Here is an 11,430-nt window from a genome sequence, read left to right as displayed (position 1 = left end):
TTTCCTTTCCCATAATGAAAACTAACCGGCACTATCCTTAGCGGATGAACGCCGCCGGCCGTTTAACATTCCTGAGGACAAGGAGCCTGAAGCCATGCCGCGCGATTCTGCTAACCCGAAAGTCAAGAAACACCGCCTCCGCCGGCTGATCCGGCTGCTGGCCGCCATGACAATAATACTTGTGCTTGCTGCGGGAGCGCTGCTGGGCTACCTCTATAACAAACCGCTGCCTCCGGTCGGTGATGATATCCGTTCCCGTCTGCTCGATGCCAGGGGCAATGTGCTGGCTACCTTTACAACAGACGGGCGCAGCCGTAATCCGGTAACACTGGACAAGATCGCCCCCGAGCTGATTCAGGCCACTCTCGCTGTAGAGGACCGCAAGTTTTTTGAGCATGCCGGGTTTGATCTGAAGGGCATGGCCCGGGCTGTTCTGGCCAATCTGGAGAAGGGTGAACGCTCCCAGGGGGCCAGCACGCTGACCCAGCAGCTCGCCCGCAATCTGTACCTTACCCATGAAAAAACCTGGACCCGTAAAACCAAGGAAGCCCTCTACACCATGCAGCTGGAGATGAAATACAGCAAAGACGAGATTCTGAATATGTATTTAAATGAAATCTATTACGGTCACGGAGCCTATGGCATAGAGGCTGCCTCCCGCATGTATTTCGGTAAAGCGGCGGCAGAGCTGAGTCTTGCGGAAAGCGCGCTGTTGGCCGGTATCCCCAAAGGCCCGACCTATTATTCACCGTACACTCACCCGGACAATGCCAAGAAGCGGCAGGGAATTATTTTATCCTCCATGGTCCAGGTAGGTGATATTACTGCAGCACAGGCTGAAGAGGCCTCAGAGGCTGTACTCAGCTTCAAGCCGCAGGGAGAACGGAATACCGTTGTCCTTGCCCCCTATTTCCGCGATTATGTGCGCGGGCTGGTTACAGATACGCTGGGAATCAGCAGCGACGAGCTGGAGCTCGGCGGACTGGAGGTATACACGACGCTTGACCCCGATATGCAGCAGGCAGCTGAGGAAGCGGTTGATAAAGGAATGGATTCCTCAAGTGAGCTGGAGACCGCGCTCGTCTCTATTGATCCGCGCACCGGTTATATCAAAGCGATGGTCGGAGGCAAGAATTACCGGAGCAATCAGTTCAATCATGCCCTGGCAACCACCCGCCAGCCGGGTTCCTCCTTTAAGCCGATCATGTATCTGACCGCCCTCTCATCCAGGCAAATGACCGGCCTGTCCGTCTTCAACAGCCAGCCGACCCTGTTCCATTATGACAATAACCGCAAAACCTACCAGCCTAAAAACTTCGGAGACAAGTATCTCGGGGAGATTAATATGCGTCAGGCCATTGCCGCCTCCGACAATATTTATGCTGTTAATACCATTATGGCCATCGGTGCCGACAAGGTCGCGGACATGGCCGCCAGGCTGGGTATCGGCAGTCCGCTGCAAAGCGTTCCTTCCCTTGCACTCGGGACCTCACCGGTCAGTCCGCTTGAGATGGCTTCCGCCTTTGCCGTAATCGGCGGAGGCGGCATCAGGCAGCCGGTTACGGCCATTCTGAAGATTACCGACTCCAAGGGAAATCTGGTCTATGAGGCCCCGCAGGCTTCAGGGGAGCAGGTCGTCGAGCCTGCAGCCGCCTACGTGCTGACCCGGCTGATGGAGGGGGTCTTTGAGAGCGGTGGCACCGGCAACCGCGTAGCCTCCATTATCAAGCGTCCTGTAGCAGGCAAGACCGGTACCACAGACACTGACGGCTGGATGGTCGGCTTTACGCCCGAGCTGTCCACTGCGGTCTGGGTCGGGTATGACAAGGGCCGTGATATTGCCACAGCCGACGGAAGACGGGCTGCGCCGATTTTTGCAGAATTTACAGAGAAGGCTCTGGCCAATGTGCCGCCGAAGATTTTCCCGATTCCGGACGGTGTTGTCAGTGTCTACATTAACCCGGAGTCCGGCAAGCTGGCTACGGCTGCCTGCCCGGAGAAGGAGCTCGAGACCTTTATCAGCGGCACGGAGCCAACAGAGTATTGTGAGGAGCACAGCACCAGCGGAGAGACCGCGCCTGCAGAAGAGACCCCTGCGGCTCCAGGCAAGGAGGACCACTCCCTGTGGAGCGATATAAAGCGCTGGTGGCTGAACTAGGCTGCAGTTGCAGCCGTTGCTACCCTGAGGTACGATGAGGCCATGAGCGGCAGGTTGGCCCTGCCGGGAAAGGTGCCATCCGGATATGAACCATAAAGAAAACAAGCCAGAGAAGTCTCTGCTTATCGGACCCGAGCTGTACAGTCTCCCTGCCCTGCAGGCTGCACCGCTTCTGCTGGGCCAGCATCTCGTCCGGCGGACAGAGGATGGGGAGATCCGCTGCCGTATTGTCGAGACTGAGAGCTACGGCGGAGTGGAAGACAAGGGCAGCCACGCCTCCGGGGGACGCCGTACGGCAAGAACGGATGTAATGTTCCGCGAGGGAGGAACAATCTACATCTATTTAATCTACGGCATGTATCATTGCCTTAATGTCGTTACTGCCGGGGAAGGCGATCCGCACGCTGTGCTGATCCGGGCTGTAGAGCCGCTGACTGCCGGCGATGCCGGCCTGATGCGCAGCTACCGCGGGGCTGCCGCAAGGAACCCGGCAGGGCTGTCCGGCGGCCCGGGCAAGCTGTGCCGGGCGCTGCGGATTGATAAGAGCCTGAACGGGCTCCGGCTTGATAACGGGGACAGCCCCCTGCGGCTGGAGCAGGGCGATGAGCCCAAGGACCTTGATATCGTCCAGGCCCCGCGTATCAATATTCCCTATGCGGAGGAATACGCCCGGCTTCCCTGGCGTTTCTATCTGCGGAGCAACCCTTACGTCTCGGTAAAGGACAAGCTGGAGCAGCCTTTTATATGGAACTGAGCGCCTGTACAGGCCTCCTTGGTTTCGCTGACAAAATATTGGGTAAAAAGAATAGAACCCTAATAAGCCGCCTGCTCCGGAGTACCGGAGCAGGCGGCTTCCCTCATGTTGGCTAAAAAGCATATACATATAAATGAATGCGCTTTCCCCGTTCTCTAAACTTACAATTACTGCTATAATCGAAGATATCCGCAAAAAAAATAATAAAGATGCAAATGAGGGACATGAGATGAAGGATACAGGCATGATCCGGAGTTTAGACAGTCTTGGCAGAATTGTGGTTCCCGTAGAAATCCGTATGACCCGCAATATCGATATTGGGGACCCGATCGAATTTTTCATTCTTAATGATGAAATTATTGTACTCCGGAAATACACTTCCACCGAATGCACCTTTTGCCGGAGCCTGGACCACGTGACTTACTATAAAGACCAGTTCATCTGCAACACATGCCTCAAGGAGCTGGGCGATCCCGGACGCATTGCGGATGCGGCCGAGCCTTTGCAGAATCCTGCGGAGGACAGTGCCGAACCCGCCGTTAGCGGCCGGCGTACCAAGACCGAGGAGATGAGCCAGCGTCTGGAGAAGGCGATAGCCGAGCATCCCTACGCCAACCAGAAGGAGCTTGCAGAGGTGCTTGGCATCAGTCAGGCAAGAGTAAGCCAGCTTAAGCGCAAGCTTAGCTCGTCCGGTAAATAGAAGCACCTGTTAGTCATCCATGACCCTCATGAAATATAAAAAGGGCTTGAACCTTCATGATGAAGGCTCAAGCCCTTTTGTCTGTTATGTGATTCTCCTGCTACTCACTCAGCGCTTCCTTCAGCTCATCTGAGGAGGCTGCCCACCAGTCTGCATTATGGGACATCAGCAGCGATTTAAGCGCCGCCTTCTCCGCTGATCCCAGACCCTCCAGGATGATCTTGCGCTTCAAGGCTGCATCCAGCTTGTTCACATGATCGGCAAGAATTTTCCAGCCCCGCCGTGCCTCAGCGTCAATCCACATCTCACAGGCTGTAATACCGCCGTAAAGCTGTCCTTCCGGCGTACGGTCAACCGCCACCCATACTACCCAGACCTGTCTCCCATCCGGTACATCATCACGGTTCATCGAGAATCTGATGCCCTTCTCTACCTTGCTTTTGGCATGCATGGCGCCAATGTCGATAACGGCTTCACCGCCGTCAATAATGACCGGCGATACATTGTTGAGATCAATGGAGCCGGCACCAAAGCCTTTATGCTTGCTTTTTGCGTTCACAATATTCAAGGCAATCTGCTTTTTGCCCTCCGGTTGTACGTTATCCACAAGTGCACATCCTTCCCTTTTACTTTACAAGATGAACTTGAGAATGCCAAAACCAACATTCTCAAGTTCACGTTCTACAATAATTTAATTTTAGCTAATAATACGGCGATTGCAAACATATACATCCCGTAGATGCTTGTCACGGGAGGAATCACAGTATGAAGCCACTTTCATTAAGGTTCATGATCATCTCTGCGGCCCTGGCCGCCCTCATCCTGCTGGGAGGCTCCCTCTGGCTCCTGAGCGGGCACAGCCCTGCCGCCCGGCCTGCCGCTGTCCCGAAAGAGGCCAAGTCCCCCGCTGCCGTGTCACAGGCTAAGGCGGTGGAGCCTGTTCTTCCTGAGAGCAAGCCGCTTCCGGTCTCTGAAGCATTAAGCCAGCGGGTAACCGAGTATCATATCGATGTACGGCTGAACGCAGATGCCGGTACACTGGAGGCCGCAGAAACGGTTACCTGGACCCATCCCGGCCAAAAGCCCGTACAAGAGCTCTATTTCCATCTCTATCCCAACGCTTTTGCCTCTGAAAAGACTACATTTATGAAAGAGTCCGGCGGCGAGATGCGCGGCGATACAATGCCTGAGGGCGGATTCGGCAGTATGGCGATTACCGATCTGCGGACCACTGAAGGGGTTTCCCTCATGCAGCGCATGCAATATGTTCAGCCTGATGACGGCAATATTCATGACCGCACACTGGTAAAGGTGCATCTTCCGCAGCCGGTGAACGGAGGAGAAAGCGTGACGCTCAAAATCCAGTTTGAGGTCAAGCTGCCCAAAATATTCGCCCGCATGGGCACTGCCGGAAATTTTGTGATGGCCGGACAGTGGTTCCCCAAGCTCAGTGTATACGAGCCCAAAGGCACAAGAGGCGTTAAGGAGGAAGGCTGGAACCTCCACCAGTATCATGGCACTTCGGAGTTTTACAGCGATTTCGGCATTTACAATGTAACCATCTCTGTCCCTTCAGACTACATTGTAGGTGCCACCGGGTTTCCGGTTAAAAACGCCCAAATGAAGCAGGACCGGAAAATTTATCAGTTTTATGCCGATGATGTCCACGACTTTGCCTGGGCTGCGTCTCCTGACTTTGTCGTAGCCGAAGAAGCCTTCTCAGCCCCCAATGTGCCGGGGGTGCGGATCAAGCTGTACCTGGACCCGCTGCATAAGGATCTGCAGGAGCGGTATTTCCAGGCCGCCAAGGCAGCCCTGACCGCGTTCAGCAAATGGTACGGGTCTTATCCTTACTCCACCTTATCCATTGTGGTTCCCCCCCAGGAAGGGAATGGTGCAGGCGGTATGGAGTACCCGACACTGATTACAGCGTTCGGAGCGGCTGAAAGCTCCCCCGGCATGTCGCTTGAGCGTACTGTCATCCATGAGATCGGCCACCAGTACTTTTACGGCATGGTAGCCAATAACGAGTTTGAAGAAGCCTGGCTGGACGAAAGCTTCACTTCCTATGCCGAAGACCGCCTGATGGAGCAGGAGTATGGAGTCAGCTCCAGTGCCGCCCTGCAGGCCAGCCTGGTTACAGCCCCCCAGCCGCTTAATATGGAGACCTGGAAGTACGCTGCTGCCGAAGGCTATACCCGTAACGTATATATCCGCGGCAAGCTGGTGCTAAAAGACATTGAACAGCAGGTCGGCACCAAAACAATGGATGCTATTATGCTCTCCTACGCCCGCAAGTACAGATTTAAGCATCCTGCTACTGCAGACTTCCAGAAGGTTGTCGAAAAAGTAACCAAGCAGTCGTGGCAGGACTATTTTGACGAGTATGTATACAGCGGCGGTGCGCCTGACTTCTCTGTAGACCGCATTACCAACGGTGCTGCCAAAGCCGGCATTGACGGCGGAGAGCCCCGTTATGAGGCTACGGTAGAGGTGAGCAATAAGGGCAGCAGCTACGCTAATGTTCCGGTTAAATTCACCTTTTCCGACGGCTATACCGTACAGCAATTCTGGAACGGGGAGCAGAAATCGACTGCCTTCCAGCTGTCCTACAAAGCCCCGCTTGCCTCTGTGGACATTGACCCCGGACACTCCATTCTGCTGGAGGCTAAGCATCTGAATAACTTCATGCTGGCCGAGCTTGCGCCGAAGACGCTCTCGCGCTGGACGCTAAGTGTAACCAAACTGCTTGAAACTCTGCTCGGAACTCTAGTCTGGTGAGGTGAAGGATAGTGAAAAGAGCAATTTCCCGCAGCTGGATCAGCATGAAGGAGCAATTTTATATACTGATTCTGCTATTTATCTACCGGCTGCTCTGGGGCTATTTTTTGTACAGGTTCGTCAGGTCTGCTGTTATCCCGGTGCTGCTGCGTTATCCGGATACCCATGCCGGAGGCAGCGGCCTGGGCAGGCTGCTGTATTATATCGAGGGTCAGGCTGCTCTGGGCAGTGACCCGGGGGTCCAGCGCTGGCTCTGGATGTTGCTGGGGCTGTCGCTGCTGCGGCTGCTGGTATCCCCGTTTATCCGCGCCGGACTGCTCCATGAGCTGCATCAGGAGCGCAAGGGTGAGCGCGGCCTGTTCTTTTTTCCGGGAATGAGGCTTTACGGGCTGCCGGTATTCGTCTTCAGCCTGGCTGAATGGGCACTCTCCGCGCTTCCGCTATACTGGCTGCTGCCCAAAATGTATACGCTGCTGTTAGGCGGGCTGTTAGATTATAAGCTGCTTCTGAGGCTTCTCCCTTATCTGCTGGCCTGGATGCTCTATCTGTATATTATTCGGACTGTACTGCTATATATGCAATTCGGTTATACTGCCGGCACAGGCATGTTCTCCGCGCTGCCCGCTTACCTCAGGCTGCTTATTCCATCTACCGGGGCAGCACTTGTGCTTGGCGCAGGAGGGCTGCTAACCTGGCTGCTGTGCGCGGTAACGGGCCTGTTCTATCCCGGACTGCCTGCGCTGCTCCTCCGGCAGGTTGCACCGCTCCCCTCCACCCTGTTCAAAATGTGGGGAATCGCCGCCCAGTACCACCTGTGGAGCAGTAAAACATTCCCACAATAATTTTCCGCCAAAACGGCATATTAAAAGAGTCACTGCCTCTGTTTCAGGGGTGTGACTCTTTTGTGCTTAGCAGCCGCTTTACAGTGCATTTGCAAAACATTTAAACCTCTGTTACAATGATGCCTGTACCACCGGTAACAACTTTGTAATCTTTTGAAACTAATTTCGACTAACTGTATGTACCTTATACACTTCAACATTGCCAATCAACAGTCACTGTTCTGGTGCATAAAACGCCAAATTCCCAGCACCGGGAAGTGGGGGAACCATATTTTGGGTGAATTGATCTCGCTTTAGAGGGGTCATAGGGGAACCTTCTACCGAATCCTTAAGCTAACCTCGCAGGCCTTGGAAGGAGTACATCTTTTGAAAAGTCACACATCATTTCGTACACATCTAAAAAAGAAATGCACCGCAGCAGCACTGGGTCTTGTGATGGTATTCACTATGGGCGCCACAAGCGTCTCAGCTGACTCCAAAATGGACGCAGTTATCTCCAAAACGATCGGAGTTTCTTACAAAACTGGAGGGACAAGCACCTCTGGCTTCGATTGTTCCGGTTTCACCAAGTACGTATTTAAGAACATCGGCCTTACGCTGCCCCGCACCTCGAAAGCGCAGTACAGTGTAGGCACAGCCGTTTCAAAAAGCAATCTGCGTGCCGGCGATCTTGTATTCTTCAATACGCTGGGCAACGGAGTTTCCCATGTCGGTATTTATGTCGGTAACGGAAAATTTGCACAGTCCTCCAGCTCCAAGGGTGTAACCATCAGCTCGCTGAGCCAGGCTTACTGGGCCAACCGCTACGTTGGCGCCAAACGCGTAATGAGCACAACAGCTTACCAGGCTGTCGCTTACGATTGAACCTTCCCCTTATTACAACCTCTGACACATAATTGTAACTTATACTGGCCCGGACTTGATTATTGCCGTAATCAGCTCCGGGTTTTGCCTTTTTATTTCCTTATTATTCCTTTTACACACATCTGGGCCTTATGAAACACCCCTCTTACTAAAAGTTCCAATATTATTTCTGAAAAAGCTTACTTTGCACGTAAATTCGAGTCTTTTTAAGCACCCGCTTCTCTTAAAAAGCGCAAATATTATGCATTAATATGTTTTAAGTGATTGCCAACAGCCTCTGTCTTTGCTACAATTATCGCAGTGAGCTTTTAGTAACATTTTTGTAATTATTCAACCGTGTTTTACAAACGTTTTGTCATAATGTTCTGCCAGCTAATCTAATCAACAGTCGTGCCGAGTTCCCTTACGAAATAAGGGAAACGGGGGAACCGATTTTGGGTGAATTGACCTCCTATTCACAGAGGGGTCATAGGGGACCTTCAACCGAACCCTTAAGCTAACCTCGTAGGCATTTGGAAGGGGTATTTACTTTTGAAGAAGAAGTTAGCCGCCGCACTACTCAGCTTTTCTATTATGCTTACCATTGGAGCAGCAAGCGCTTCCGCAGATTCCAGGATGGATAAAGTCATCGATAAGGCCATCGGAACCAAGTATGTTTCCGGCGGAGAATCGACTAACGGCTTTGATTGCTCCGGCTTCACGATGTACGTATTTGATAAGATCGGCATTAACCTGCCGCATCAATCCGGCTCCCAATACCAGATGGGCACTGCGATCTCCCGTGATAATCTCCGGGAAGGCGATCTTGTATTCTTCAATACAAGCGGCCGCGGCGTATCCCATGTCGGCATTTATGTCGGTAACGGCAAATTCGCACATGCTTCAAGCTCAAAGGGCGTAACCATCAGCTCGCTGAGTGACAACTACTACGTCAACCGCTACGTTGGCGCCAAACGGATCATGAGCACAGATGCTTACCATGCAGTTGCAACAGATTCCGAAGAAAATGATGATGTTCAATAAGTAACGATAAAACGGGCGCTTTTCCAGGATTTTTGCCGAAATCTTGGAGGGGGCCTGTTTTTTTGTCTATAAAACTACTTACCCCTCCCCTCACGCATAAAACACCTTAAAACCCTATTTTCCGCAATTTCATAAAATATTATTGGCGGTTTGTCAAGTTTCTGCCTGCTGCACCAAATTCCTGAGTTGAACCCGCCCTGTTATGTATATAATTAAGTATACGGTATAGATTGAATCGTCCCCTGAAAGGAGGCCTGTGGCCTTATGAGCAGCACCCCAGTTACTTTTTATGTTGTGCCAATGGAGACCAGTCACGCCGAGGATATATGCGGATGGGATTACAGGCCGCCCTATAATATTTACGGATGGCTGCCGTGGGAGCAGATGCAGGCGCTAGGCATAGAATTTGGCGACCCGGTACTGCGCAGCGAGCAATATATATCCGTTGTGGACGCCCAAGGCGGCCTGTGCGGCTTCGCGCAGCTGTTTCCGATGGAAGGCGTGGTCCGGCTCGGCATCGGCATGCGTCCTGAGCTGTGCGGACATGGACGGGGGCATTCTTTTATGAATGCAATCCTTCAGGCTGCTCTGGAGAGATATCCGGACCGGGAGATTGACCTGGAGGTGCTGACCTGGAATCAGCGGGCCATCCGGACCTACCAGAAATGCGGATTTACGATTACAGATACGTATGAACGCCGTACTCCCTCCGGAGACAAGCCATTTTACTGCATGGTTTATAATAAATAACCGGTTCCGGGAATATGCCAAATAGCCGCAGCCAAAATTGTTCAATTATTTGACACATCCTCTATGATAACGCTTTACCATTCGGTATAATGAAGAAGCAGCTTACATGGAGGGGACGGATGAAGATGCAGAAATGGATGATGAGCGGTTTATTTTTTGCCGCCTGCGCCTTTGCAGTAGTGCTCTTGTTCACATTGCCCGGCAAAGAAGAGGTCGCGGAAGAGAATAAGCCTGTAATGCCTCAGGTAACCCTGGATACCGCAGGTGCGGAGGCCGCTGTCAAAGCCAATTGCATTTCCTGTCATGGTGATCAGCTCCAGGGCGGTGCAGGCCCAAGCCTGCAGCATGAGGGCAGTGAACGGGATGCCGAGGGCATTTACAGTATCGTCTCCAAGGGGCGCGGACAAATGCCGTCCTTTAAGGAGAAGCTGGCCCCTGAGGAAATCGCCAATATCGCCCTGTGGCTTGCCGAGAAAAAGTAACCCGTAGCTGATTCATACAAATGCCCGTACAAGGACTCCAGCCGGTCCTTGGTACGGGCATTTTTTTGTGCAGCGCTTATATTAGACCTTGCCCTAACGTGCTTTGTCGAAGGCTTCATTAAATTCATTAGCCTGGCGGATATCAAGCGCCGCAAGGCCGCTCTCTTCTTTTGCCGATAAGCGCAGGGTGACGGTTTTGTAGTCAATGGTGATGTGCGGATGATGGTCAAAGGCTTCCGATATGGCCGCCACCTCATCCACAAAGGCAATACCCTTCATATATTCGTTAAACATATACTTGCGCACCAGAGTCTCCTGCTCCAGCTTCCAGCCCTCCAGCTTACCTATCTGCTCATGCAGCTCTTCCACTGATAATTGCAATTTGCTTCCTCCCTTACTTAATTAGCAGTAAAGTCCGTATGCTTCTGTTCTTTACCTGTTGCCTGTTCCTTAAGCCTTTATACTATCTGATATTTTAAACAAAACATCCCTCAGCTTCTGAAAGTCCAAGGGATGCGCCAGGATAAAGGCTTTTTTTCGGTTTAATGTATTCTGAAATCCCGGCAAATAGCACTCGTCGCATCAATTTTACCACGGGTGCAAGGAGGCGGGCAAACCGCCCCCTCTGTGAATGCGGCTGCTCTAGACCAGAACCACCGAAGCCAGATCCTGCTCACCAAGCAGAATGTTGATCCGGTGTGTCTCTTTATCATAGATGACAACTCCGCTGCCCACATGAATTACAGGCTCATTGCCAAGCCCGTAGAACAGATCCTCTGCGAGCGCTTCCCATACCTCCAGCTTTGATTCCTGCGGCAGCTCCTGCCACTCGTCCGGCTCCATTTCAAAAAATACATAACTGTCTGAAATCCGGCTGACGGCCTCCGTCAGCTCATTCAGAATCTCACTGTAATCTCTGCCGTGCTTAACACCCACGTCTATCACTCCGTTTTCTCCACAGATGAATAATAACTTACCCTATCTATTATAGCCGAAAAAATGACTTCACAAAAAAGGGAATGCTGTCGATAAATAAGAATATACGTGATTTGATTTCACACAGGGTGTCCTGCTGC

The 11,430-nt window shown here is 52.2% G+C and carries 12 protein-coding genes and 2 riboswitches; of the genes, 9 read left to right on the top strand and 3 right to left on the bottom strand.

What is annotated here, in order from left to right; all coding sequences use genetic code 11:
• The first annotated feature begins 94 nt into the window (after window positions 1-94).
• The 3 genes from R70723_RS00525 to R70723_RS00515 all read left to right on the top strand — a co-directional run bounded on the left by R70723_RS00525 (window position 95) and on the right by R70723_RS00515 (window position 3,612).
• Window positions 95-2,158 carry a transglycosylase domain-containing protein gene (locus R70723_RS00525; protein ID WP_039868962.1) on the top strand — a complete coding sequence of 688 codons (2,064 nt, stop codon included), beginning with the start codon at window positions 95-97 and terminating at the stop codon, window positions 2,156-2,158.
• An 85-nt stretch (window positions 2,159-2,243) separates the two neighbouring features.
• Window positions 2,244-2,912, top strand: coding sequence for a DNA-3-methyladenine glycosylase (locus R70723_RS00520; protein WP_047170985.1), 669 nt, complete (start codon window positions 2,244-2,246; stop codon window positions 2,910-2,912).
• Between the two features lie 229 nt (window positions 2,913-3,141).
• Window positions 3,142-3,612 carry an AbrB/MazE/SpoVT family DNA-binding domain-containing protein gene (locus tag R70723_RS00515; protein WP_039878060.1) on the top strand — a complete coding sequence of 157 codons (471 nt, stop codon included), beginning with the start codon at window positions 3,142-3,144 and terminating at the stop codon, window positions 3,610-3,612.
• A 100-nt stretch (window positions 3,613-3,712) separates the two neighbouring features.
• On the opposite strand, the gene R70723_RS00510 is transcribed toward R70723_RS00515, so the two are convergent.
• Window positions 3,713-4,219, bottom strand: coding sequence for a YwhD family protein (locus tag R70723_RS00510; protein WP_039868960.1), 507 nt, complete (start codon window positions 4,217-4,219; stop codon window positions 3,713-3,715).
• 158 nt (window positions 4,220-4,377) lie between these two features.
• On the opposite strand from R70723_RS00510, the gene R70723_RS00505 reads away from it, so the two are divergent.
• The 6 genes from R70723_RS00505 to R70723_RS00480 all read left to right on the top strand — a co-directional run bounded on the left by R70723_RS00505 (window position 4,378) and on the right by R70723_RS00480 (window position 10,354).
• Window positions 4,378-6,393 (top strand): M1 family aminopeptidase, encoded by a 2,016-nt coding sequence (locus R70723_RS00505; RefSeq protein WP_039868957.1) that lies wholly within the window; start codon window positions 4,378-4,380, stop codon window positions 6,391-6,393.
• 11 nt (window positions 6,394-6,404) lie between these two features.
• Window positions 6,405-7,235, top strand: a complete 831-nt coding sequence (locus tag R70723_RS00500; RefSeq protein ID WP_052421133.1) for a hypothetical protein — start codon at window positions 6,405-6,407, stop codon at window positions 7,233-7,235.
• A gap of 224 nt (window positions 7,236-7,459) precedes the next feature.
• Window positions 7,460-7,598: riboswitch (cyclic di-AMP (ydaO/yuaA leader) on the top strand.
• Between the two features lie 72 nt (window positions 7,599-7,670).
• Entirely contained in the window at window positions 7,671-8,099 is a 429-nt protein-coding gene (locus R70723_RS00495; RefSeq protein ID WP_047170984.1) for a C40 family peptidase, read from the top strand.
• A gap of 381 nt (window positions 8,100-8,480) precedes the next feature.
• A riboswitch (cyclic di-AMP (ydaO/yuaA leader) is annotated at window positions 8,481-8,625 on the top strand.
• Window positions 8,626-8,630: 5 nt separating this feature from the next.
• Window positions 8,631-9,122: a C40 family peptidase gene (locus R70723_RS00490; protein ID WP_039868952.1), complete on the top strand. Its 492-nt coding sequence runs from the start codon at window positions 8,631-8,633 to the stop codon at window positions 9,120-9,122.
• A gap of 264 nt (window positions 9,123-9,386) precedes the next feature.
• On the top strand, window positions 9,387-9,872 hold the full coding sequence (locus tag R70723_RS00485) for a GNAT family N-acetyltransferase (protein ID WP_039868950.1): 486 nt from the start codon (window positions 9,387-9,389) through the stop codon (window positions 9,870-9,872).
• A gap of 125 nt (window positions 9,873-9,997) precedes the next feature.
• Window positions 9,998-10,354, top strand: a complete 357-nt coding sequence (locus R70723_RS00480; RefSeq protein WP_039878058.1) for a c-type cytochrome — start codon at window positions 9,998-10,000, stop codon at window positions 10,352-10,354.
• A gap of 93 nt (window positions 10,355-10,447) precedes the next feature.
• Here R70723_RS00480 and R70723_RS00475 read toward each other — a convergent pair whose 3' ends face one another.
• Window positions 10,448-10,735 (bottom strand): 4a-hydroxytetrahydrobiopterin dehydratase, encoded by a 288-nt coding sequence (locus tag R70723_RS00475; RefSeq protein WP_039868949.1) that lies wholly within the window; start codon window positions 10,733-10,735, stop codon window positions 10,448-10,450.
• Between the two features lie 261 nt (window positions 10,736-10,996).
• Window positions 10,997-11,290, bottom strand: coding sequence for a hypothetical protein (locus tag R70723_RS00470; protein WP_039868947.1), 294 nt, complete (start codon window positions 11,288-11,290; stop codon window positions 10,997-10,999).
• Window positions 11,291-11,430 lie beyond the last annotated feature (140 nt).

The sequence above is a fragment of the Paenibacillus sp. FSL R7-0273 genome, from assembly GCF_000758625.1.
Classification (GTDB): domain Bacteria; phylum Bacillota; class Bacilli; order Paenibacillales; family Paenibacillaceae; genus Paenibacillus_AQ.
This window is presented reverse-complemented; position numbering and strand designations above follow the sequence as displayed.

What these genes read in the sequence shown, in the direction of transcription:
- R70723_RS00495 (WP_047170984.1), top strand. Translation starts at nt 7,671, where the DNA reads ATGGTATTCACTATGGGCGCCACAAGCGTCTCAGCTGACTCCAAAATG.
- R70723_RS00505 (WP_039868957.1), top strand. Translation starts at nt 4,378, where the DNA reads ATGAAGCCACTTTCATTAAGGTTCATGATCATCTCTGCGGCCCTGGCC.
- R70723_RS00515 (WP_039878060.1), top strand. Translation starts at nt 3,142, where the DNA reads ATGAAGGATACAGGCATGATCCGGAGTTTAGACAGTCTTGGCAGAATT.
- R70723_RS00520 (WP_047170985.1), top strand. Translation starts at nt 2,244, where the DNA reads ATGAACCATAAAGAAAACAAGCCAGAGAAGTCTCTGCTTATCGGACCC.
- R70723_RS00480 (WP_039878058.1), top strand. Translation starts at nt 9,998, where the DNA reads ATGCAGAAATGGATGATGAGCGGTTTATTTTTTGCCGCCTGCGCCTTT.
- R70723_RS00485 (WP_039868950.1), top strand. Translation starts at nt 9,387, where the DNA reads ATGAGCAGCACCCCAGTTACTTTTTATGTTGTGCCAATGGAGACCAGT.
- R70723_RS00525 (WP_039868962.1), top strand. Translation starts at nt 95, where the DNA reads ATGCCGCGCGATTCTGCTAACCCGAAAGTCAAGAAACACCGCCTCCGC.